This is a genomic window from Ostreibacterium oceani, from assembly GCF_009362845.1.
In the GTDB taxonomy this organism is placed as follows: Bacteria; Pseudomonadota; Gammaproteobacteria; order Cardiobacteriales; family Ostreibacteriaceae; genus Ostreibacterium; species Ostreibacterium oceani.
This window is the reverse complement of sequence record NZ_WHNW01000001.1, coordinates 128,126-152,274: the sequence shown is the minus strand read 5'-3', so window position 1 is coordinate 152,274 and position 24,149 is coordinate 128,126. Positions and strand designations below refer to the sequence as shown.

Genomic DNA, 24,149 nt, shown 5'->3' with positions numbered 1-24,149 from the left:
TAGCCCCAGGTGATTGGTTGCATAGCAACCAGGCTGGACAACCCTGCGGGGTGAGGGAAACCCAGCCATAGATAAATTAGTCAGCATGTTAGTTTACATGGGTTTTAATTGGGGTTTTGATTGGGGTGTTGTTGATTAATGCATCGGCGGTTGGGTTCGCTGGGTTCGCCGAGTCAGCCGTTTCAGCCGTGTCAGCCGAGCGGTTGCTGAGCGGGTCGGATGGTGTCGGTTGTTCACTCAACGTTTTTAATTGAACGTAGTTGGTTTTGCCACTGGCGAGTAAGGGAATTTCGGACAGTGATTGGATGGTTTTTGGTACGGCTAATTCGCTAATGCCCAGCTGCTGTGCAGATGCAATCAGTTGTTTTCTAGTTAAATTTTCGGCAGTGGTGAATAGAATGAGCGCTTCGCCTTTGGCTTTGTCTTCACGGGTAATAATGGCGTGAGCGGCGTCGGGTGCGGCATTCGCTGCGATTTTTTCAGCGGTATCGAGTGAGACCATTTCCCCAGCAATCTTTGCAAAGCGCTTGGCGCGCCCGCGGATGGTTAAGAACCCTTGATCGTCAATGTTGGCAATGTCACCCGTGTCGTATTGGCGTTTGCCATCAATGACAGGCGATGCATCGAGTACGCCAGGTTGTTCTGCCTTTAAGTAGCCAAGCATGACGTTATCGCCACTGACAATGAGTCTGCCCGCATCCGCAATGCCTTCAACAGGCGTTAGTGTGGCGCCCATACTGGGGAGCAGTTTGCCGACCGAGCCTGTTTTATGCGCCATAAGTGTATTGGCGGCGATAACAGGCGCGGTTTCTGTGGTGCCGTAACCTTCTAGGACGCGGATGCCAAATTTCTCTTGGTAGGTTTTAATGACGTCTTGCGATAGCTTTTCAGCGCCAGCAATGACATAGCGTAACCGATGAAAATCATACTGGTCAGCAAATCGGGCATAGCCACTTAAAAACGTTGATGTGCTTAACAAAATAGTACAGCCGCGATCATAGATAATCTCTGGGATGGCACGATAATGCAAGGGGTTGGGGTATAAAAATGCACGCGACCCAATGACGATGGGCAGTAGCGTGCCGCCCGATAGCCCAAATACATGGAAATTTGGCAGGCAAATCATAAAGCGGTCTTTGGGGTGGAAATCATAAATGGCTTGAATTTGTGCCGCGTTGGTGAGCAGGCTATCATGGCTATGGACTACGCCCTTAGGCAAGCCTTCAGACCCCGAGGTAAAAATAATCGCCGCTTCGTCGTTGGGGCTTTGTGGTGACATGGTGAGCGCGGGGATCAGCCGTTTGGCAAAAATCTGTAGTTTGGTTTTTGGCGTGACTGTCGCGGCAAGGTCTTCTAAATAAATGATTTGATATTCGGTGAGCTGCGCGATGAGCTCAGACAGCTGTGCCTTGTCAATAAATCGCTTTGACGTAATGATGGTGTCGGCTTGGGTGGCGGTCAGCCCTGCCTTGATGGCGCGAATGCCCGCTGTGTGATTAATCATGGTAGGGACTTTACCCAAATGCTGTAATGCAAAAAAAGTAATTATATGCACGTTGCTATTGGGTAACAAGACGCCAACACGGGGCGACAAGGTTTGCTTGCTGAGTAAATGTGACAGCCCGACTGCTTTGTGCACTAATTGGTTGAAGGTTAAGCTGTCTGAAATACCATCTTCATAAATCATCGTGTGTTTGCCATGATTTTTGCGAGCATCAAGTAGCATGGCAAACAGCGTCATGGGGCGACGGGCTTCAACGGCCATCCGCATCATGAGTTGGTGCAAGCTTTCTTTGACGGCCTCTCGGCGCGCTCTGACGGGCAGATTCTCGTGGCGATCGAGTTGCGTTGCAGGAAAGATGGTCAAGCTAAGCGCTGGAAACAAACGGCGGTTAAATAGCCCGCGTAAACGACTGAAAAAACTATACTTAGCGCCCGTGATTTGCACAGGGATTATCGTCGATTCAGACTTGCTGGCAGCAAAAGCAGCACCTGAATAAACTTTCATTAATGCCCCAGTCGTTGTGATGCGACCTTCGGGGAAAATGGCGACTGGGCGTCCGCTGTCTAGTAGCTTGATGACTTTTTTCATTGCCATGGGATGGCTGGGGTCAACGGCAAGATAATCAATATAGCGTAAAAAATAGCGGAATAACCGACTTTTCTCAACCGTGCTGTGGACAACAAAAACGGGGTTAGCCGGCAAAAACAATGCGAGCAGTAATCCATCTAAAAACGAAGAGTGATTTGCGATAATGAGTGTTTTTTTGTGGTGCGATTCGTATTGTCCGTGTACTTTGACGCGAAACGCCCACTGCATGAGTTTTTTTACCAATGGTTTCATCATGTTTCTATCCTGACGGGTTGATTAATCTACGGTTAATGATTCATTATTAACGATTTATTGTTAACGATTTACTGTTAACGCGAGTTGCCTGGCGAATGATTCGCTAACGTTTACGTGTGTTTTATTCCATAATTAGTCGGCAATTACGCCACAATGAGAGATTTTCCTGTCATTTCAGGGGGCTGTTCGATGTCCATGAGCGCAAGGACCGTTGGTGCTAGGTCGCACAGCGCGCCACCATCGGTTAATCGCTTTCCATCCCCGTTGACCAACAATAAAGGCACGGGGAAAGTGGTGTGTGAAGTAAATGGTTTGCCTGTTTCGGGGTTAGTCATTTGCTCGACATTGCCATGGTCTGCGGTGACTAATATTTTCATCTGATTGGCGCGCGCGGCGTTGATAACCTTACCCATTGCTTCATCAACGGCTTCGACGGCTTTGACCGCGGCGGAAAATACCCCTGTATGACCGACCATATCTGGATTAGCAAAGTTGAGGCAAATGAAATCATACGTATTGGTTTGAATGGCAGCGGTGAGTTTTTCTGTGACTTCAGACACGGCCATTTCGGGCTTTAGATCATAAGTGGCGACCGCAGGCGACTGGACTAAAATGCGGTCTTCACCGGGGAATACGGTTTCTTCGCCACCATTAAAAAAATACGTGACGTGGGCATATTTTTCGGTTTCTGCGATACGTAATTGCTTTGCGCCTGCGTGGGCAAGCACTTCACCTAAGCCATTGTGGATGGCTATTGGGGGGAAAGCCACGGTAGTCTGCAGTTGTTGTTGGTACTGTGTCAGCGTGACTAACTGATTGAGTTGAATGTGTCGGTGCGGGAAATGCGTGGTGTTTTCGGCAAAAAGCTGCGTCAGTTGTCTGGCGCGATCGGCACGGAAGTTCATAAATACCAAATGATCACCGTCTTGCATGCGCTCGGCGGCGTCTAAGACAGTCGCTTGAATAAATTCATCGTTTTCATCACGGCGGTATGCTTGCGCGAGTGCATCAAGCGCTCGCGGCGCGCGAAATTCAGCCTGATTATCCGCGATGGCTTCGTAGGCTGTTTGTGTGCGTTCCCAGTTGTTATCGCGGTCCATTGCAAAGTATCGGCCAGTGATTGTGGCGATTTTAAATTGCTGGTCTTCTAGCGCTTGAAAACGCTTAAGGCTTGCCTCAGCGCTACGCGGTGGCGTGTCGCGACCGTCGGTAAAGACGTGCAGATAGATGCGTGCAACGCCTTTGGATTTGGCGAGTTCGATTAGGGCTTCGATATGGTCTTCATGCGAGTGAACGCCGCCAGCGCTGAGCAATCCCAAAATATGCAGTGCTTGGTTGTCGGGAACATCGCAGGCATTTGCAAGGGCTTCGGTCTGTTGAAAGCGGTGTTCGTGTAGCGCATCTTGAATGCGAGTTAACGACTGGTAAACGACGCGACCTGCACCGATATTCATGTGACCGACTTCGGAGTTACCCATTTGTTCGTTGGGTAATCCGACGGCTTTGCCTGCGGTTTTGATTAGTGTTTTGGGGCACGTGGCAAGCAGCATATCCCAGTTTGGTGTGTTGGCATGGCTAATCGCATTGTCAGGCGCGGCATGTGCATGCCCCCAGCCGTCTAAAATCATCAATAAAACGGATTGCATGGCGTCTCCTCTTTGTAATTCGAACCAAAGTTTTAGGGTTCATCATAGCACAAGGGCTTAAAACAAAAAATTAAAAAGCGAATACAAAAACGCAGCGACAAAAAGTCATCGTTAGGACAGATGCCAAGCAGTTATTATACTTTTTAAAAGCAGATAGGTTTTGCAGAATGTATGCCACCATTCCACTATAAACCCACTGCAGCTCCATTGCAACCCCATTGCAACCCCGCCGCAAACCCAGCAGATAAGCCATTTTAATAGACGATATATTTTTTATTGATAAAGCAATAACGTTGCACTAGTGGCTAGCCCTTAAAAAATAATGCAAATACTGCTTTGCAGGTGTTGTGATTTGCGGTATGCTGTCTGTATTGTAATGGTCTGATTTACATGTGTAGTTGAGAAGGTAGTTAATATTTTGCAGGAAACATCGCGTTACCTGTAGTGTAGTTATCAGTTTCACCGAGTCATTAAATTCATCCCCTTTGCAGTTTTCGATGGTTGTCTAGCCTTGTCTTGTTTGATGTTGTCTAGGTGATTTTCGTACCTAAGTCGTGTGTTTGGCTTTATTGGTAGAAAATTTATTTTTTAGCAATTGAGTTGAGCATACAAAATATCTGTCGCGATAGTGATAGTGGCAGATATATAGTTTATTTTCACTATTTTTAAAGAAGAAGTAATACATATGAATAAAGGAACAGTAAAATGGTTTAACGCCGAAAAAGGGTTTGGATTTATTACACCAGAAGCAGGTGGAAAAGATCTATTTGTACATCACTCAGAGATTCAGTCATCTGACGGCGGCTTTAGAACGCTTAATGATGGACAGGCAGTAGAGTTTGAAGTTGGCGAAAGCCAAAAAGGACCTTGTGCAAACAACGTTCGCGGACTCTAAGTCTTTGCGGTAGTCGTTTTGACCGATAAGTCAGGCGACTAACGGGGACCATTTAAATAACTGGCTTTTGCTAGTGCTTTTGCTAGTGATTTAAAACCCAAAAAAAACCGTGTGCTGTTAATCAGTGCGCGGTTTTTTTATGCAGAAATTGAGGTGGGCAGGGCGATAAACAGGGTGATAAGCCGAGCTATTAGCTGGGTAGGATAACAGACTAACCAATTATAAATAATTATTCAAGGTCGGTAGTGTTCAAAATTCTGTGTCAATTGATTAAACTGTTAGAAACAGAGGAGATGACACATGGACAAAGAAAACACCCAATTTCGATATGCAAGCTGCTATTCAAGCGTTGTATGACGGCAAACCTTTAAATGGCAAAGACAGCATCTTAACACCGTTAATTAAACAGCTAACATTTAGGTCCGTGCGGTAAAGCATGGTGTGCCCCCGAAAAATAAAATTTAAAACTATGAGGTTGATATGAAGAAAATATTATTATTAGTATTAGTGACTGCTATTTCAATTAGCAATGCTGAAGAAAAATTGTTTGACCAGAACCTAGAGAAATTAAAAATTACCTTTAGTGCGCCTGAAAGTACCGACAACCCTTTGGCCATATATTTCAATGGGATATTGTACGATAATCCTGTTGATGTGCTCACTGTAGATATTAATGAGAAAGTGATAGATGAAAATGATAAAGAAATAGATAGGTTTAACCAATTAGATGTAAGATTTCTTCGGGTTGTTTACAGTATTTTTTGAGAGAATACTGTAATGAACATGCACAAACGAATACGCTTAACACCGCTTGATCGCCAAGAGATTTGGCGTCTTTATCAAACCAGACAATGGCGAGTAACCGATTTAGCCACACGCTATCGCGTGAGTCGCCCAACGATTTACAAAGTCCTTAAAAACGCGAGGCTGCAGTCTTTTTCACCTAAGAAAAGTACCAACGCGCGTTATCGCAACATCCAATACGGTATGAAGCGATTGGCTAAAGTCGAGCAATCCATCCAGCACCGCCTGAAACAAAAAGCAAAACGCTATAACAAATCCTATCCAGGCGAGTTAATGCATTTTGATACCAAACGACTGCCGTTACTACAAGGACAGAAAACAACTGAGGCTAGGGATTATTTGTTTGTTGCGATTGATGACTACTCGCGGGAACTGTACGCGGATATTTTACCCGATAAAACGCAACACAGCGCCAAAGCTTTTTTACTCAGCAACGTGCTTGCACAATGCCCTTACACCATTGATTATGCGTACTCAGATAATGGTAAAGAATACAAAGGAACGCCGCAACATGCATTTGTCAAAGCGTGTCGTGACAATGGCATCGGGCAAAAGTTTACACGTATTGCTAGACCACAGACCAATGGCAAAGCAGAACGTGTTATCCGCACTATGATGGAAATGTGGCACGAAAAACAATCATTTAAAGTGTAAGATTTCTTCGGGTTGTTTACAGTATTTTTTGAGAGAATACNTATGCGTACTCAGATAATGGTAAAGAATACAAAGGAACGCCGCAACATGCATTTGTCAAAGCGTGTCGTGACAATGGCATCGGGCAAAAGTTTACACGTATTGCTAGACCACAGACCAATGGTAAAGCAGAACGTGTTATCCGCACTATGATGGAAATGTGGCAAGAAAAACAATCGTTTAAAGATAGTGCGCATAGACGATTGGAATTAAATCGATTCATCAATTTTTACAATACTGTCAAACCGCACAAAAGTTTGAACAACGCAACACCTTATGAGATACTTAGTCACTACTTTGAGTTAACCTAACTGTAAACAACGCGAGGATTTCTTACAACTTATTTTACCCGTTACTGTCAGCGAACGCGCGCCCTACATCCCTAAATAATAACACAAAAAATGACAAATATCAAGCTTTATTCTTATGTCTATTTCTTACCCTGGGTGTCACCCAAGGTATCAACGAAGGTATCGTTCAAAGAACCAGGAAACACCACTAGAGAAAAACAGCGGGGTGAAGGATAATACGCTAACTCTCAAGCACAGTCAATCAAGCCATCATTTAGTCAACAGTTAGCCACAAAAAAACCTAACGGCTAACGCCTAGGATTTATTTAGTCGTTGCTTGGGGTTGCTTGGCGTTGCTTGGGATTTCTTGGATTGCCTTAAGTCAAATTTACCATTTTCATTAGTCACATTAGTCACATGGCGTTCGTGTTGCTTGTCAAAATGGCTATACCTTTATCACGCCCTAAAAGCCATCCAAAAAATCTCATAAAAACATGCCATCAATACACAGGGAGACCGCTTGATTGCATAAGCGGTTAATCCTTACAAGCGACAAGCTAGGTAACGAGGTAATTTATGCTATAATTTAGCGATTTTCAAATTACCTGAAAATTACCTAAAATTAGTAATATTCATTAAATTATACATAGGATAATACGATGTGTGGAATTATTGGCATGGTCGGTGCACGTGATGTCGTGCCTTTTTTACTCGACGGATTAAAGCGCATGGAATACCGTGGCTATGACAGTGCTGGCATTGCCGTTCGGCGTGAGAGAGAAGGCTCGTTTGAATTTAGCCGCCGCCGTGCTAAGGGCAAAATCGCCGCCCTGCAAAATGTCATTGCCGACGCCCCTGTCAAAGGTCAAATCGGCATCGGGCATATCCGTTGGGCAACCCACGGCGAACCCACCGAAGAAAACGCCCACCCGCATAACGCACAGCAAGTCTCAGTCGTGCATAACGGCATTATTGAAAACTGGCAACCGCTCAAACAAGAGTTACTCAACAAAGGCTATGCGTTTCAGTCACAAACGGACACCGAGATCATCGCCAAACTTATTCAGCACAAGCTCGACCAAGGGCTAGATGCCTTTCATGCCTTTCAAGAAAGCATCAAACGCCTAGATGGGGCTTACGCCATTGCGGTTATGATTGATGACGCACCTGATACCATTTTTGCGGCACGTGCGGGTAGCCCACTGGTCGTTGGGCGCGGCGATAATGAGATGTATGTGGGCTCTGACGCACTGGCATTGGCACTAGTCACCGATAAAGTACAATACTTAGAAGAAGGTGACTATGCCATCATCACTCAACAAGATATTGCCATTTATGACCAGTCTGACTCACCTGTTAGCCGTGCGGTTGTCGAAACGGGGCTTAGTGCGGACGACACCGACAAAGGCGGCTTCCCGCATTTTATGCTCAAAGAAATCCACGAGCAACCCACCGTAATACGCACCCTTATTGAACGCTATATCGACAAATCACAATACTGCGTTAAGCCGTTACCACTGAGCTTTGACCCAAACACTATCGAGCGAATGGCATTTGTGGCTTGCGGCACGGCGTACCACGCAGGATTACTGGGAAAATACTGGATGGAAAGCCTCGCTAACCTCCCCGTTGATGTCGACATTGCTTCTGAATACCGATACCGTGATTTAATCCAACCCAAACAGGGCGTATTTGTTGCCTTTTCACAATCGGGCGAAACCGCAGACACACTCGCTGCGTTGCGACGTGCTAAGTCCGAAAACCAACATATCGTCTCTGTCGTAAACGTCGAAAGCTCTAGCATGGCGCGCGAAAGCACCGACAGATTACCGACCTGCGCGGGCGCTGAGATTGGCGTTGCCTCGACCAAAGCCTTTATCGCACAATGTGTTGTCGCGCTTTGCTTGGCGATTTATGTTGGGCGTCAGCGTGGCACAATGGACGCGGCGACCGAACACGACATCGTCACAGCACTGCTGGCACTACCCAATCAAATCGAAAACAGTATTCATCACATCGAACCCATCCAACAAATTGCTTATGCGATGGCACCAGCCAACGATGTGCTTTTCCTCGGGCGTGGGCGACATTACCCGATTGCGCTAGAGGCAGCGCTTAAGTTAAAAGAAATCAGCTACATTCACGCTGAGGGCTACGCTGCAGGCGAAATGAAACACGGCGCGATTGCGTTAATCGATGGGCATGTGCCCGTTGTCTGCTTATGCCCCAGTGATAATTTATTGGAAAAATCACTGTCTAATATGCAAGAAGTCATGGCACGCAAAGCGCAAGTCGTCTTGGTTGCCGAAGAAAGCGTCTGTCAGTCCAACAAAACGGCTCACCACATCATCATACCCAGTGTTCATCCTGTCATCGCGCCGATTTTATCGGTAGTACCAATGCAGCTGCTGGCTTATTACACGGCGCTCGCGCTGGGTAAAGATGTTGACCAGCCGCGCAATTTGGCCAAATCGGTCACCGTTGAATAGCTGAATAGTTAAATAGCTCGATAAAACAATACTAATCGGTAACCAATTGACCACTAGCCGACGACTAGCCGACTGCTAGTCGTTTATTCATCGGCGCAGTCGGCCTTGTTTTCCTGCTGCAGTGCCCACATCTGTGCATATAGGCCTTGCTGCAGCAACAAGGCATCATGCGTGCCCGTCTCCACGACACGACCTTGGTCTAATACCACAATATTATCGGCCTGTGTAATCGTTGACAATCGATGTGCGATAACCAAAGTCGTCTGTCCTTTTGCAACGTTATTCATAGCGACTTGGATGGCTTTTTCAGAACGGCTATCCAATGAAGACGTGGCTTCATCAAAAATAAGAATCTTCGCTTGCTTTAAGGCCGCGCGGGCAATGGCGACACGCTGTTTTTCACCACCTGATAGCTTTAACCCTCTCTCACCGACCAACGTCTCATAACCTTTGGGCTGGCTCACGATAAAATCATGGATTTGTGCCATTTTAGCCGCGCGCTCAATCTCTGCTTGTGATACATCTGACTGGCTACTAGCGATACTGTAGGCAATGTTATAACCAATGGTGTCATTGAATAGATTGCAATCTTGTGGCACAGCGGCCATATACGTCCGCAAACTGGCCAAAGTGACCTGCCGAATATCTTGGTTATCGATTAAGATAGCACCACTGTCAGGATCATAAAACCGCAGCAATAGCCGTGATAACGTAGACTTCCCTGCCCCCGATGGCCCAACAACGGCGACCATTTCCCCCGCAGGGACTGTAAACGAAATATCGTCTAAAATTCGATGCGAGCCATCATACGAAAAGGTAATGTGATTAAACTCAATACAACCACCGCGAAAATCTAGCGGTTGGGCAGTGGCAACTTCGGTGATATCGGCTTTTTCATCTAGCAGCGTAAATAATTTATCCATATCAATCAGGGCATGATTAATTTCGCGATACATCGAGCCCAAAAAACTCAAGGGCACGTAAAGCTGCAACATATAGGCGTTTAGCATGACAAAATCGCCGACAGATGACTCACCGTCAAAGACTGACATAACAGCCATTAACAACAAGACCATCAGACCACTAGCGATAATCAGGCCTTGCCCTAAATTTAACAACGATAACGTCCATGTGCTTTTGTGGGCAAACGCAGACCACCGCGATAATGCCGCATCGTATCGCGTCAGCTCAACTTGTTCATTGCCAAATAATTTAACCGTCTCATAATTCAGTAACGAATCAATCGCGCGCGTGTTGGCATTGGCATCGTAGTCATTCATTTGTACACGAAACTGCGTCCGCCATCGCGTCATTAAAAAGGTAAACACGACATACAGCACAATCGTCACTAAAATAACGAGCACAAAAATAAAATTAAATTGAAAGCCAATCAGGATGAGCACCGCAATCAACTCAAACAACACAGGGATAATATTAAATAAAATATTACGCAAAAACACGGCAATGGCCTGTAAACCACGCTCCATCTCTCTCGACAATGCCCCCGTTTTTCTATCCAAATGAAAGCGCAAAGACAAATTATGCAAATGTGCCAAAGTTTGCATCGAAATTTTATGCAGCATCTCGATACGGATTTTGGCAAACAGCCAATTGCGGATTTCGTTAAAGAGTACCGAGCTCAAACGCAACACGCCATAAGCAATCACCAGCCCAACCACCGCAGAAAGTAACTGCAACTGCGGATCGCTTAGCGCATCAACGGTATATTTTAAAATAATCGGCACGACGATATTGGAGACGCGCGCCAAAATCAAAAACAACAACACGGCAAACACGACCCGCTTGTACGCCCATAGATACGGTATTAAGCGCTGACTAATGCGCCAATCGACTTGATAATTCTCTGCTTTTTTTGTGGTTTTTTGTCGGGTGTTGCTTTGCATAACTCGTCTCTACTTGTCTCTATTTGTTTTGTTTTGATTAGATTAATTATCTGGTTACTTGCCAGTATGGCGTAACTCGTCGAACAGCCACAGGCAGCAAACCGACGGTATCGCCTTAATCCATCCAAGGCCTTTATTTATTCAAGGCCTCCATTCATCCAAAGGGATGTCGTATTTAAACATATTCGCCATTCGAATAATGGTTATGATAGGCCGTACTAATTGATAACCAATAACAGCCTACCATGAAAATATTATTTGCCGACAAATTTCCTGCAGCCCAACAAGCCGCATTAGCAGCCGAACATACGCTCACCAACAGCCCTGCGCTTGATGAACACAGCCTAGTCACAGCGATAGGCGATGCAGATATTCTCGTGGTGCGCAGCACAAAAGTTAGCGCCGAAGCCATTGATGCCGCAACACAGCTCAAACTCATCATCCGCGCTGGCGCAGGCACCAATACCATTGACAAAGCTCATGCTGCTGAAAAAGGCATTGCCGTTTGTAACACCCCAGGGAAAAACGCCATTGCCGTTGCGGAACTGGCGATGGGGCTTATGCTGGCCGCTGATCGCCATATCGCAGACGCCACACAAGACTTAAAATCAGGGCAATGGAACAAAAAACGCTACTCAGTCGCCGATGGCATCTACGGCAAATCGGTCGGTATCATTGGCTTTGGCGCAATCGGACAAGCCTTTGCCGAACGCGCATTGGCCTTTGGCATGTCGATTCACACCGTCATTCGCACCGCCCAAGGCAGCAGCAGTCTAGCACAACAACGTCTAACCGACCAATTCCCTGGCCTAACACAACACCCTGATTTAGCGTCGTTAGCGCGCCATTGCGACGTCATTAGCCTGCATGTGCCGTTTAACGAACACACCAAACAATTAATCGATGCCGAATTCTTATCCCAAATGAAACCCAATAGCCTACTCATCAACACATCACGCGGTGAAGTCGTCGATGAAGCGGCTTTACTCGCCGCGCTCGATGAAAAACCAATAAAGGCAGCGCTTGATGTTTTTTGCAACGAGCCTAGCGCCGCAACAGGCGAATTTAACTCGCCATTGGCTAGCCATCCACAAGTAATTGGCACGCATCACATTGGCGCATCGACCGAACAAGCACAAACCGCTGTTGCGGATAATGTGGTTGAAATTATTGCATCTTTTGCCAATCACCAACAATTCTTAAACCGCGTAAACTAATCAGGCAATGCTAAACATTCATCCACTAACTGGCTACTTACCGCAAAAAGCCAGCGCTAAAACTGTCATTTGTCCAGCTTATGACACCTTCACACCCGCCGAACGTAGGGTGTTTGCCGAAAAAAACCCGGATAATTTCATCAATACCTTTCGTTATATTGATGAATTTGAACCGCACGAAGGCATTACGCTTAACATGCTGCTCAAGCAAAATAAACAGTATCTGCAGCAACTACTCGCCAAAGGGCTCTATCGCCCAGTCGATAACGCGCTGTTAGTCTATCAATTGGAAACAACAGACGGGCACATACAAACAGGGGTGATTGCCGATATCCCCTATAGCGATTACGAAGAAGACGCGATTCGCATCCATGAGTACACGCGCAAAGAAAAAGAAAAAGGACTGGCCAAATACATTAAAAAAGTCGGTGTCGTGCCTAGCCCTGTCTGCATTACCTACCCGCAACACACGGGCATCACTGAAATCACCCAACGCATCACACAACAACCACCAGATATCGAATTAACCACCGATATCACACAACGCGCCTGGGTCATCACCGATGCCAATATACAATCCGAACTGCGTTATCATTTTCAACAAGTCGGTGTCAGCTACCTCGCTGACGGGCACCACCGCATTGCTTCTGGGCACCGTTTTGCCAAAAAGTGCCGCCAACAAAATCCCGAGCACACGGGCAACGAGCCTTACAATTATATGCTGGGCGTTTTATTCCCTGATAATGAAATGCGTATCCATGCCTACAATCGCTGCGTCAAACATTTACCCATTAAACCCGCCACACTGCTACGTATGCTGGAAAGCGATTTTTTGGTCGAAAAGCATGATAATAAATACCACGCCCAACCCATGAATCGACAAGAATTCGGCATGCTATTAGGCCATAACTGGTACAAACTCATTTGCAAGCCACACATTGTCCCAACGGATCCTGTCGGTAGCTTGGCCGTCTCTATTTTACAACAGCGCATCCTCGCGCCGATGCTAGGTATTTCCGATCCGCAGCGAGACGACCGCCTAGAGTATATCTCAGGTGACAGTCACATCGCTGGCATGGAACAAGCGATTGCCGCTGGGTTTGAGGTCGTCTTTGCGACTTTTCCAACGGCTATCCAAGAAATGATGGCAGTTGCTGATTGCGGTCAAATCATGCCGCCTAAATCGACGTGGTTTGCCCCCAAAGTGCGCTCAGGTATCTTTATCCGCTTTAGAAAATAAGGGCTTAACTGGTGGGTGTTCGTTTACTACACTGGGTTTTTACACTGGGCTTTATTTACTCACAAACGGATATTGCGTAATAAACGGGTTATCTCGCCCTTGGATTTTTTCAATCTGTTTTGCCCGATTGATTTCTGCCTGATCAGGCGGGTCTTGGCGATGCCAGTCCAGCATCAGCGCCCGATTTTTGGAATACAGCGTTAGTCCATGCTCATGCGCCATATAAAGCATCGCACGGGCAATGTCACCGCGTACCGCTTCACGTGGCTCTGCTATTCGCGCCGATTCATCCACATAGAATGTACAACCTTTAACTGGGCTTGATTTTCGATTCACGTTGCCAAACCGATAATTACTGCGCGATTTATTGGCATCGACTAAGGCAGGATAAATATTATGCAAATCGGATTCTAATGTCCGAAACAAGGCGCTCGTTTGCTGGCACTGCTTACGCGTACCGCATTGCAAGTCTTTGGCAATCCAGCTAGCGGGAAAAACATGCTCGGCGTTGATATGCTTTGCGCGTTTTTCTCGATTATCCGTTGTAAATGGCGCATCACAATACAGGGTATTACCGCCCAACGCATAGACCTCACTCCACAGAAAATACAGTGCTTGCCGATAAGGCTTGCTAGTATCGTCTGACTTATCAGATGCTTGTTGCTGAGATGGCTGCTGAGATGGCTGCTGTGAGTCGTTGCGCGTTGGCGTTTTTTCTGCGTTATCTAAATAAGCATTCAAGATAATGATAACAACTGCCAATAATGCGACAACCAATGACGATATTCTTCCCTTTTTAAACATGCGTTTTTTGCGTATAATGTAGTGACTAAATAACCAATTATAACGATTTATTAAAAATAATCACTATCTTCATACCACCACGCAGACAATCATAGGGGATTTTATTTATGCATGTAATTATATTGGGCGCACCCGGCTCTGGCAAAGGCACACAGTCAGCTGAAATTGTAAAACAATTCACCCTAGAACACTTATCGACTGGTGATATGCTTCGTGCAGAAATCTCAGCAGGCAGCGAGCTCGGGTTAGCCGCCAAGTCCGTGATGGATGCTGGTGATTTGGTCTCTGATGACATTATTTTGGGGATGGTAGAAAACAAAATCACGGCTAACCAATCGGGCATCTTATTTGACGGATTCCCCCGCACACTACCACAAGCAAAAGCCCTAGACAAACTCCTAAAAGACGCCGATCAATCGATTCACTGCGTCATCCAGCTCGATGTCGATAACGAAGAAATTGTCGAACGAATGCTCGCACGGGGTCGTGCCGATGACAACGAAGAAACCATTCGCAATCGGCTGTCAGTCTATGAGGAGCAAACCGCCCCACTGATTGCGTATTATCGCGATCAGAATAAACTATCTACGGTACTCGGCACAGGCTCTATTACGGATATTTTTGCTCGCATTGAAAAAATATTGGCAAAATAACCACCAATCAGTAATATGAAATCCGTAATATGAATACGCTAAACCGATAATCACCATTAACAGTCAGTCAACAACAGTCAACCAACAGCCAATGGCCAAGCATAAAATTGAGCGACGATGCCATGCACAGTCACAGTGGACGTTTCGCAAGCAACGCAATGCTAACCGCTTTGCCAGCCCAGGCAAGCACGCCGTTATTTTGGTACTAGACGGATTGAACGCCAGCCACAATATCGGCAAAATTTTTCGCAGTGCTGAGGCGTTTTCCGCGCACAGTATTCATGTGATTAACACGCCCTATTTCGATGTCGCACCAGCCAAAGGCGCGTTTAAACACGTGCCTGCCAGTTTTTTCCATACCTTTGACCAAAGCTACCAACAACTAGCGACTGATGGCTACGAAATTTATGCACTACACCCCCCTGAAACACCCCCTGAAATATCTCCTGAAACACCTTTACCCCATTTACAAACTAGCTATTTACAGACCAACTATTTGCACACCAAACAACTGCCTAAAAAAACCGCGTTTGTGATGGGACACGAACAAAACGGGTTATCTTTTAACCCAACGCAATACCCAAAAATCACGCCACTTAGCATTCAGCAATTCGGACAAACTGAGAGCCTAAATGTGGCGGTTGCCGCGTCTTTGTGTTTATATGAGTACACCAATCAACACGCAGCCCCATTAAATTAACCCTCGAGGAACCTATGCCAGGAAACAGTTTTGGAGAATTATTTCGCGTCACCACCTTTGGCGAAAGCCACGGCAAAGCACTTGGTGGCATTATCGATGGTTGCCCCGCGGGTATTTTGCTTGATGAAAGCGACTTACAAGTTGATTTAGATCGCCGCAAACCAGGCACCAGCAAATACGTTACCCAACGACGAGAACCCGACCAAGTCGAGATTCTATCAGGCGTATTTGAAGGCAAAACCACAGGCACGCCAATTGGTTTAATTATTCACAACCAAGACCAGCGTAGCAAAGACTATGGCGAAATAAAAAACCAATACCGCCCAGGGCACGCCGATTTAACGTATGACAAAAAATACGGATTCCGTGATTATCGCGGGGGCGGACGCTCGTCTGCACGCGAGACTGCCATGCGCGTTGCAGCCGCTGGCATCGCCAAAAAAATCCTGCGCACACGGTTTGATATTCGTATCACGGCATGGGTATCGCAAATTGGCACTGTCCGTATTCCCGCCACCGACAAATCCCTCATCCATAGCAACCCGTTTTTCGCAGCCGATGCTGATAGCATTGCGACCTTAGAAGATTACCTCATGGCAATCCGCAAATCAGGGGACTCAGTGGGCGCCGAAGTCTCGGTAGAAGCCACCAACGTACCCGCAGGCCTCGGTGAACCCGTATTTGATCGGCTGGATGCCGATATCGCCAAAGCCCTCATGTCAATCAATGCCGCCAAAGCTGTTGCTATCGGTGATGGCTTTGACGCCGTCAGCCAACTCGGCAGCGAACACCGAGATGAAATCACGCCCGATGGCTTTGAAAGCAATCATGCAGGTGGGATTTTGGGGGGAATTTCTAGCGGACAAACGATTCGCGCAGCGGTTGCATTTAAACCTACGTCTTCGATTTTAATCCCGGGGAAAACGATTGATAACACAGGCAAAGCAGTCGATTTAATCACCAAAGGGCGACACGACCCTTGTGTCGGTATCCGCGCCGTACCGATTGTCGAAGCCATGCTCGCGCTCACACTAGTCGACCACTTACTGCGCCAAGATGCACAAAACCGTGGCTGGTGTGTTTAGGAGGATTACCGCACAAATTAGTTGAACACGCTCAGTTGCAGCTATTTTATGAGCTTAACTATTTGATTAGATATTATTTTCATACTTACTCCTTATTGCTCACACGGATTTTCATAATTTTTTGCCGTGAAGAAACTACCATCCAAAGCAAAATCAAAATCTAGGCTTGCATTGAAACGTTCAGGCGTATTTAATACAATTATTTGAATAAACCCAAGTTCATTATAGCCATCATCACCAAAAGTTTCATCTAGGCATTGAATAGGCTTGTCATCAAGTCCATGGCTAAATATTTTATTTTCATCGCCTTCTGCTCCAAGTACAACAACTTTTTGAATATCTATTGCCATTAATGTCAATGCATTCCTTTTTTCTTCATCATTAGGATATCGGTTATAAATCGCAATTTGTACATCATCACGTACGCCATCGCCATCACTATCAATACCTGCTAGGGTTTCTTCGCCTGCCTGCAAGGGCTGAGCGAGTGCCTTCGGTTGCGGGACAAGTGCTTGGGGTACAATACCAACACGTTCTTCATATAATGTTTGAATGCGCTGTAATTGCACTTCATATTCTGCTTCGAGTTTTGCATTGATGGCTCTTGACCGCGGTCTATATTTTGCTCTGATCTCATCTTCTTTTTGCCGAACTAACTTTCGCTTGACGTCATATTCTACGTCCTTGTAATCCAAATTAGATTGCTGCCATAGCTGATTGCTAAGCTGTGTCAGTTCTTTACGGAGCTGGTCACGCTCTGCCACTAAATGGGGCAGTTTTTTTTCCACCTTTTTACGCGCAACTAGCTCGAAAGCCGAACTAATTATACCGTCCAGACTCTTCTCATCTAACATTTGCACATTACGAAGTAGCTCCCATACAGTAATTTCACCGTCAAAAATAAACATGACATAAGGTCTTGACTCAACCTTATCACTGAAATAAGACACATCAAATTGATAAAAGCCGTCATCAATGACTTGAAAAGGCATTTCAATAGTGTAAAAATCAAGCTCAACACAACCAGTAACACCTTCCTTACAGCGATGCTTCGCAGCTTGTCTAGCGGATACGGTGACATCCCCACCGAAAACAGGGGGCGTCCCTGTTAACATTGCGTTTGACTTGGTGACATCTTTTATTCGAAGCTGATAGGCAACAGGCTTGATATCCCAATGTAAATCAGCATCTGCCTTAAGCGTTTCGACTGTGATAAAAATCGTGCCCTTATCTCCATTGATTTGAATATCTGCTACCTCAAATCGAGTATAGTCACTCGGTATGGGTTTTGCTAAGACATTCTGCGGCATCACAACAGCGACTAGCATTAATAGTGTCATTAACTGCAGAATATAACGGTAGCAGACGCTGTGACACCACTTACTTGTCCGTTGTACCCCCTGATTTTCATTATAGTTTATACATAGCTTATAAAATGGTAACATCTTGTTCTCCTTGGGTTATCAATACTTTTTGATGGCGCTATTAATGTACTGACTACATTACCTCAATGAGTCAAATGGAGTGTACCCCCCCTTTATTGTTTACTGCCACTCGGTGCAGACTTTGTTTCACAATCAAATGATACTGGCAACGTAGGTGAAAAAACACTTTCTAATGGCCGTATTTATTAATTTTTCCAGTTAGATTTAGCCAACTTGTTTGTTAATTTTTTATCTACTATTTCAATGGTTAAATTTTCATTTTCTTTTTCCAATATAACCATACACCCTTGTTCTAAGAGACCATTTTCGTCATGCTCCAACTCTTTTATTTTTATGGATTGGGTTATCCCATTAGCATCGATTTCGTGCTTAAAAGGCTCTCCTGTATGCCCGTAAAAATGATAATAAAAAATAACCTTATCCAATACATCCCTGATTTCAGGCATTCCATAGCCGTTTTTTTCCCTATCATCTTTGTCGTGAGTGATTAGGCAATCAAAAGTGTCGCTTGTTTTGAGTAATTTTTTAATTGCTTTCCTTTCATAATCTTGGATAAATCGTTTTTCTGTTCTGCCTTTTCTGTCCCCGATTCTGCCAATTCCGACAAAACTCAATATTTCATTTTCAGTGCGCAATACTTGCTTTACCCCTGACTTGCAGACGAACACTTTTTCGTAAACATCTATCGGAAACCAATTGGTATGCGAGTTTTCTTTCTCTAAATCATCTAAAAAGTCATGGTCTTCGTGATTGCCACGAACACAAATCATTGTTATATTCAGTTCATCTAAAAATTTCTTTATGCGTTGATTTATTTTGGTAAAATCATCATAGAACCCTAATTCATCCCTGTCGGATTGGGCATGTTTCGCCGTTGCTTTATCTAGATTATTAATGGCTGGATAGGCACCTATATCCCCACATTGAAGAATAAAATCAACTGCTTTTCCTGTTTCTTTTTGATATAAATCTACCAATTTGAAGGGCAGTAATATTTTACCGTGTATATCAGAGAAAATGGCGACTCTCATCGTTTACGCTCGTTTATTTATGATGCGATAGTCAATAGGCAAATAGCCTGTCTGGTCATTTTCACCCTTATTGTTTGCTGCTAGCCGTCCATCACGCTTTATGTGGTGAACAGACTTTATCGGATTGGCGGTGGACAGATATTTCCATAAAATCTATCCAATGTATGGCGAAAATAGTGGCGGGCCCGGAGGGATTCGAACCCCCGACCACCTGGTTCGAAGCCAGGTACTCTATCCAACTGAGCTACGGACCCAATAGCGGCTACATTCTAACTGATTTACTCAGCGAAACCAATAAAATTATCAATTAAAAAACAAAACATCTGGATACATCTGGTCATGCTTATACGATTGGATGCCTCGCTTTGTGGATTGCTTTGTGGCTCGCTTTGTGGCTCGCTTTGTGGATTGCTTTGTCTAGTTTGTCACACCTCGTGCTAAACTGGTATACTGTCTTTTCAGCGCATGAAACTATTCGATTACCGTGGTCGCTATAATAATCCAACTTAAATGTCATTTAAAACCAACAAAAGCACCTATACCTGAGACACGCAAATCAAAATCATCGCAATGAAAACCTTATTGATTACTTACCACACACAAACAGGCAATACCAAACAGCTCGTGGATGCCGCGCGACGTGGTGCTAATGCCATCGACAGCCCTATTACCGTCAATTGCAAACCGACACACGACGTCTCGGTGACAGAAATGCAGCAAAGCGATGGTTATATATTCGCCACACCAGAGAATTTTGGTTATATGAGCGGTGAACTAAAAGCCCTATTTGATCGGACTTATTACGATGCACGCGAACAAACAGCCGGCAAAAGCTACGCCCTATTAATTAGCTGTGATAACGACGGACAAGGCGCCGTCAAAGCCATTCAGCGGATTTTATTAGGCTACAACATGAAAGACAGCCAGTTATGCCATATTGCCAAAAACCCACAGGCACAAACCGACCTAGACGCCGCTTATGACATCGGGCTATATTTCGCAGAGGCGTTGTCGCTGGGGGCTATCTAGTCGTCTAAAACACAAAATCAAGCTGACGTTTTGTTTATAATAAAGCAATTAATACAATGCACTATATGCAATATATTATCGGCAATATATCATCGATAATGTATCAATGCACCTTATCTACCACTTGCCAACAAGCCTAACCCCGCTAACCCCAACAAGGTGGCGCAACCGCGATTAAATAATTGACGCATCGCAGGCCGTGAAAACCAGTGGCGTAAAAAATGACCAAAACACGCGTACAAAAAAATCGCAACAAACTCTAAAAGCAAAAAAGCAATGCCTAACACCAAAAACTGACCAAAAATTGGCGCCGATGGCGTAATAAATTGTGGCAAAAATGCGGTGAAAATTAAAATAGCTTTAGGATTGCCTGACGCTAATAGCAATTCCTGTCTAGCCATTGGAATTAAGCGAGGGCTAGACAACTGCTCGATCGCGTGTGGTGCTGGATCGGCGCGCCACAGCTGGAATGCCATCCACAGCAAATAAAATCCACCCACTAGCTTAATCAGCAAAAAGACTTTTTCAGAATTGTACAACACCGTTGCCAAGCCCATCGCGGCCAGCGTAATCATAACAGCAAACGCTACAATTCGACCAAGCCCAGCTATCAAGGCAATGCGCAAACCAAAGCGTTTACCATTTGCCATTGCCAACAAGTTATTGGGACCAGGCGACATATTAAGCGCAAAACACGCAGGCACAAACAGCAACAACGTCATCAAATTCATCGTAAAACCAACCCGCTAAAAAGCATGTTAAAAATCCCCTAAAACTTACCTAAAAATCACCTAAAATTACGCTAAACCGCATCAACCAACACAAAAGCCAGCCCTATCATTTACCAATATAATGCGTTATTTAATACCCGAACACAAGTGGTTTTTCCGACGAATGCCGTCACTGGCTGAGGACTAAGCGATTGACCCAACCAACTTTGTGGATAAGCGAGCGAGTGTGGTGGTTTTATCAGGGTCGCATCTACAGGCTCAAAGCCGACTTTGCCGTAAAAATTGACGTCACCGTAAGTCATCAGGCAATCGACACCTTGTTGTTTCATTTGTTGAATTGAAAATTGGATTAATCGCTGTCCAATGCCTTGTTTTTGCGCTGTCGTTGCGACAGCCATGGGAGCAAGCAACATCATATTAATTGCCTTGCCAGGCTTGTCTGCCGTAGCCGCAGTAAAAACCAAGCGGCTGAATAAAACACAACCTTTAATCACATTGCTTGCGGTTGAGGTTGAGGTTGCGGTTGAGGTTGCGTTTAAATCAATCGCCACCGAAATTAATAAATCATTTGTGGCGGTCGTTTCAAGCAAACCACTGACTAACCCTCCAATGAGTTGTCCTTCGTCTTTTCCTTCTGATGCCGTAAATACCGCCTCAAAAAACGCAGGCAATGTCAATATCAAAGCGTTGTCTTTCGCGTTTTTATTACTTAATAACCGATAATCAATTGTCACGCTGCCTCCTTTGACAGTCTATTATTTAAATCTATATTTGCATGATAAACGATTCGCAATCACTTGCATATCGGTTACAATACATTTTTTTAAAACGGCTTTATGACACGATGAAAGCACTTCTTTCCAATGATGACGGCTATCTATCGCCTGGGTTAAAGGCGCTCTATGATATCGTATCAACCCATTGCTCACATATAGATGTGGTCGCACCCGATCGAAACTGTAGCGGCGTCAGTAGCGCCCTAACCCTACGCCATCCGCTGTATACTCACCAGCACGAAAATGGCTTTATTTCCGTCGAAGGCACGCCGACCGATTGCGTCCATATTGCCTTGTTAGGTTTACTAGATACCGCATTTGATATTGTTATCTCAGGCATTAATCTCGGTGCCAACTTGGGCGATGACGTCGTTTATTCGGGTACCGTGGCAGCCGCCATTGAGGGCCGTTTTCTCGGTTACCCATCGCTGGCAGTTTCTATGACTTCGCCCCAGCCTGTGCATTACGAAACAGCCGCCTATGTACTCAATCAACTCATCCCAAAATTACACCAAAACCCATTACCCAATCATTTGATTTTAAATATCAACATTCCCGATATCCCCGTCGCTGAACTCAAAGGCATTCGCGCAACGCGGCTGAGCTTTCGACACCAAGCCAAACCCGTAAAGCAAGTCACCACTAAACACGGCCAAACCGCCTATTGGATTGGCGAACCTGGGGAGATGGCTGATCAACGTCTGGGCACTGACTTTCATGCGATTCAAAACGGCTATGCGTCTGTCACACCAATTCATACCGATTTGACACATCACCGCCTGCTAACATCAATCGATGATTGGCTGGGTTAAATTAATTCACGTTAAGTCAACTCACCCGATCCAACACCATGATATTCACAAAACTCTACCACTGGACCATCGCCTTAACCAAGCACCGTTTAGCCGAAACCTATTTGGCTTTTATTGGCTTTATTGAATCTATTTTCTTCCCAATTCCCGCCGACATTATGCTAGCGCCCATGTGCCTAAGCCAGCCGCAAAAGGCCTATCGCTACGCAACCATTCTCTCGATTGCATCGATAGCAGGCGGGGTTTTCGGCTATGGTATCGGTTATTTTTTTATTGAATGGGCCGAGCAGCTCGTCGCCACATTACATAAAACAGAGACCCTAGCACGTTATCGCCAAGCCTTTAACGACTGGGGGATTGCCTTAGTATTTGTTGCTGGCTTTAGCCCGTTCCCTTATAAAATCGCCACGATTGGCTCAGGCATGATTCCCATTGCCTTTCCTTTATTTTTTATCGGCTCTGTGCTCAGTCGCCCGTTACGCTTTTTTTTAGTGGCTTGGGCAATCCGCAAAGGCGGTAGAAAATTAGAAGAAACCATTAGACGCTATGCCGAATGGCTCGGTTGGCTGTGTGTTTTTTTAGTTGCGATAATCATCATAAGCCTGTATTATTAGAAAAAATAAAATGAATAATAAAACACGTTTGCCATGAAAAAAATTGCACTATTTGCCCTATTACTGACGATTATTGGTTGCGCAAGCCAATACGACACCAAATACTCCAAAAACAATTACGGTATAGACAAAGCACCGAATGTTTATACCGTGCAAAAAGGCGATTCGCTATTCGCGATTGCATGGCGATTTGGCTTGGATCAAAAACAAATCGAAGCCGCCAACAACCTCACCGACCCAAACCGAATTTTTGTTGGACAAAAACTCAAGCTCGCTAACACCAATAACACCGTCGCCGACAAAAAATCGTCTAGTAAGTCATCTAGTAAATCATCTAGTAAGTCATCCAGAAAATCTTCCAGCAAATCCACGGCAAAAACCACGGCAGAAAGCAATGCCAAAAAAGCCAACCAAAGCGCTGGCAACGGCTGGGTTTGGCCGATAAAAGGCAAGGTATCACGAGAGTTTAATGCGGCATCGATTGGCGGCAACGGCATTCGCATTGCTGGCGCACCAAATCAAACCGTCAATGCAGCAGAAGGTGGTGTCGTTGCTTACAAAGGCAATGGCCTTAATGGCTATGGCAATGTTATTATTATCAAGCATGACAATGGACTGCTGAGTGCGTATGGTTTTTTAAGCAAAACCTATGTCAAAGAAGGGCAACGCATCAAAAAACGACAAAAAATTGGCACCGTTGGCTATGGTAGCAACCGTGAATTAATGCTGCACTTTGAAGTCAGAAAGAATGGCCGCCCTGTCAACCCCAAACAATACATCGGCAGCCGCTATCATTTTTAATCAACGAAACAATCAGTCGAAACAATCCGTCAAATCAACCAGTAGAATTAATCAACGAAAATTGATTGGTTTAACTGAAAATAAAGCAAAAAATGACAACAAATTAATGCAAATGAGATAACTTGTTGCCGTAAATTCTTCAT

At 45.1% G+C, this 24,149-nt stretch carries 21 protein-coding genes, 1 tRNA gene and 1 pseudogene; 14 read left to right on the top strand and 9 right to left on the bottom strand.

The window, feature by feature from the left end:
* Positions 1-88: 88 nt before the first annotated feature.
* Positions 89-2,347, bottom strand: a complete 2,259-nt coding sequence (locus GCU85_RS00680; RefSeq protein WP_152808310.1) for an AMP-binding protein — start codon at positions 2,345-2,347, stop codon at positions 89-91.
* A 143-nt stretch (positions 2,348-2,490) separates the two neighbouring features.
* Complete coding sequence (gene gpmI, locus GCU85_RS00675) at positions 2,491-3,993, bottom strand: 2,3-bisphosphoglycerate-independent phosphoglycerate mutase (protein ID WP_152808308.1); 1,503 nt, start codon at positions 3,991-3,993, stop codon at positions 2,491-2,493.
* A 685-nt stretch (positions 3,994-4,678) separates the two neighbouring features.
* On the opposite strand from gpmI, the gene GCU85_RS00670 reads away from it, so the two are divergent.
* The 5 genes and pseudogenes from GCU85_RS00670 to glmS all read left to right on the top strand — a co-directional run bounded on the left by GCU85_RS00670 (position 4,679) and on the right by glmS (position 9,164).
* On the top strand, positions 4,679-4,888 hold the full coding sequence (locus GCU85_RS00670; protein ID WP_152808306.1) for a cold-shock protein: 210 nt from the start codon (positions 4,679-4,681) through the stop codon (positions 4,886-4,888).
* A gap of 480 nt (positions 4,889-5,368) precedes the next feature.
* Complete coding sequence (locus GCU85_RS00665) at positions 5,369-5,653, top strand: hypothetical protein (RefSeq protein ID WP_152808304.1); 285 nt, start codon at positions 5,369-5,371, stop codon at positions 5,651-5,653.
* A 12-nt stretch (positions 5,654-5,665) separates the two neighbouring features.
* Positions 5,666-6,346 carry a DDE-type integrase/transposase/recombinase gene (locus tag GCU85_RS00660; protein ID WP_152808302.1) on the top strand — a complete coding sequence of 227 codons (681 nt, stop codon included), beginning with the start codon at positions 5,666-5,668 and terminating at the stop codon, positions 6,344-6,346.
* Between the two features lie 44 nt (positions 6,347-6,390).
* Positions 6,391-6,775 (top strand): annotated as a pseudogene (locus tag GCU85_RS10365) (integrase core domain-containing protein); the annotation flags it as partial.
* Between the two features lie 559 nt (positions 6,776-7,334).
* Entirely contained in the window at positions 7,335-9,164 is a 1,830-nt protein-coding gene (gene glmS / locus GCU85_RS00650) for a glutamine--fructose-6-phosphate transaminase (isomerizing) (RefSeq protein WP_152808299.1), read from the top strand.
* Between the two features lie 83 nt (positions 9,165-9,247).
* On the opposite strand, the gene GCU85_RS00645 is transcribed toward glmS, so the two are convergent.
* Positions 9,248-11,068, bottom strand: a complete 1,821-nt coding sequence (locus tag GCU85_RS00645) for an ABCB family ABC transporter ATP-binding protein/permease (protein WP_152808297.1) — start codon at positions 11,066-11,068, stop codon at positions 9,248-9,250.
* 245 nt (positions 11,069-11,313) lie between these two features.
* Between GCU85_RS00645 and GCU85_RS00640 the strand changes: the two genes are divergently transcribed.
* Both GCU85_RS00640 and GCU85_RS00635 read left to right on the top strand, forming a co-directional pair.
* The gene (locus GCU85_RS00640) at positions 11,314-12,285 is read left to right on the top strand and encodes an NAD(P)-dependent oxidoreductase (protein ID WP_152808295.1); all 972 of its coding nucleotides are present in this window, start codon (positions 11,314-11,316) and stop codon (positions 12,283-12,285) included.
* A 7-nt stretch (positions 12,286-12,292) separates the two neighbouring features.
* Entirely contained in the window at positions 12,293-13,525 is a 1,233-nt protein-coding gene (locus tag GCU85_RS00635) for a DUF1015 domain-containing protein (RefSeq protein WP_152808293.1), read from the top strand.
* A 51-nt stretch (positions 13,526-13,576) separates the two neighbouring features.
* On the opposite strand, the gene GCU85_RS00630 is transcribed toward GCU85_RS00635, so the two are convergent.
* Positions 13,577-14,329, bottom strand: a complete 753-nt coding sequence (locus GCU85_RS00630; protein WP_152808291.1) for an endonuclease I family protein — start codon at positions 14,327-14,329, stop codon at positions 13,577-13,579.
* A 107-nt stretch (positions 14,330-14,436) separates the two neighbouring features.
* Between GCU85_RS00630 and GCU85_RS00625 the strand changes: the two genes are divergently transcribed.
* The 3 genes from GCU85_RS00625 to aroC all read left to right on the top strand — a co-directional run bounded on the left by GCU85_RS00625 (position 14,437) and on the right by aroC (position 16,767).
* Positions 14,437-14,982 carry an adenylate kinase gene (locus tag GCU85_RS00625; RefSeq protein WP_152808289.1) on the top strand — a complete coding sequence of 182 codons (546 nt, stop codon included), beginning with the start codon at positions 14,437-14,439 and terminating at the stop codon, positions 14,980-14,982.
* Positions 14,983-15,073: 91 nt separating this feature from the next.
* Positions 15,074-15,682 (top strand): TrmH family RNA methyltransferase, encoded by a 609-nt coding sequence (locus tag GCU85_RS00620; RefSeq protein WP_152808287.1) that lies wholly within the window; start codon positions 15,074-15,076, stop codon positions 15,680-15,682.
* Positions 15,683-15,696: 14 nt separating this feature from the next.
* Positions 15,697-16,767 (top strand): chorismate synthase, encoded by a 1,071-nt coding sequence (aroC, locus tag GCU85_RS00615; RefSeq protein ID WP_152808285.1) that lies wholly within the window; start codon positions 15,697-15,699, stop codon positions 16,765-16,767.
* 92 nt (positions 16,768-16,859) lie between these two features.
* Here aroC and GCU85_RS00610 read toward each other — a convergent pair whose 3' ends face one another.
* From GCU85_RS00610 to GCU85_RS00600, 3 genes are all read right to left on the bottom strand, one after another.
* Complete coding sequence (locus tag GCU85_RS00610) at positions 16,860-18,212, bottom strand: hypothetical protein (protein WP_152808283.1); 1,353 nt, start codon at positions 18,210-18,212, stop codon at positions 16,860-16,862.
* A gap of 185 nt (positions 18,213-18,397) precedes the next feature.
* Entirely contained in the window at positions 18,398-19,243 is an 846-nt protein-coding gene (locus GCU85_RS00605) for a metallophosphoesterase family protein (RefSeq protein WP_152808281.1), read from the bottom strand.
* A gap of 177 nt (positions 19,244-19,420) precedes the next feature.
* Positions 19,421-19,497 (bottom strand) — tRNA-Arg (locus tag GCU85_RS00600).
* A gap of 316 nt (positions 19,498-19,813) precedes the next feature.
* On the opposite strand from GCU85_RS00600, the gene GCU85_RS00595 reads away from it, so the two are divergent.
* The gene (locus GCU85_RS00595; protein ID WP_152808279.1) at positions 19,814-20,272 is read left to right on the top strand and encodes a flavodoxin family protein; all 459 of its coding nucleotides are present in this window, start codon (positions 19,814-19,816) and stop codon (positions 20,270-20,272) included.
* 113 nt (positions 20,273-20,385) lie between these two features.
* Here GCU85_RS00595 and GCU85_RS00590 read toward each other — a convergent pair whose 3' ends face one another.
* Positions 20,386-21,003, bottom strand: a complete 618-nt coding sequence (locus tag GCU85_RS00590) for a LysE family translocator (RefSeq protein WP_152808277.1) — start codon at positions 21,001-21,003, stop codon at positions 20,386-20,388.
* Positions 21,004-21,113: 110 nt separating this feature from the next.
* Positions 21,114-21,737 carry a GNAT family N-acetyltransferase gene (locus GCU85_RS10290; protein WP_152808275.1) on the bottom strand — a complete coding sequence of 208 codons (624 nt, stop codon included), beginning with the start codon at positions 21,735-21,737 and terminating at the stop codon, positions 21,114-21,116.
* 110 nt (positions 21,738-21,847) lie between these two features.
* Here GCU85_RS10290 and surE point away from each other — a divergent pair, with 110 nt between their 5' ends.
* Genes surE through GCU85_RS00570 form a run of 3 tightly spaced genes read left to right on the top strand, consistent with a single transcriptional unit; the run spans position 21,848 to position 24,006 of the window.
* Positions 21,848-22,591: a 5'/3'-nucleotidase SurE gene (surE, locus tag GCU85_RS00580; protein ID WP_152808273.1), complete on the top strand. Its 744-nt coding sequence runs from the start codon at positions 21,848-21,850 to the stop codon at positions 22,589-22,591.
* A 38-nt stretch (positions 22,592-22,629) separates the two neighbouring features.
* Positions 22,630-23,205, top strand: coding sequence for a YqaA family protein (locus GCU85_RS00575; RefSeq protein ID WP_152808271.1), 576 nt, complete (start codon positions 22,630-22,632; stop codon positions 23,203-23,205).
* A gap of 33 nt (positions 23,206-23,238) precedes the next feature.
* On the top strand, positions 23,239-24,006 hold the full coding sequence (locus GCU85_RS00570) for a peptidoglycan DD-metalloendopeptidase family protein (protein ID WP_152808269.1): 768 nt from the start codon (positions 23,239-23,241) through the stop codon (positions 24,004-24,006).
* Positions 24,007-24,149: the final 143 nt, after the last annotated feature.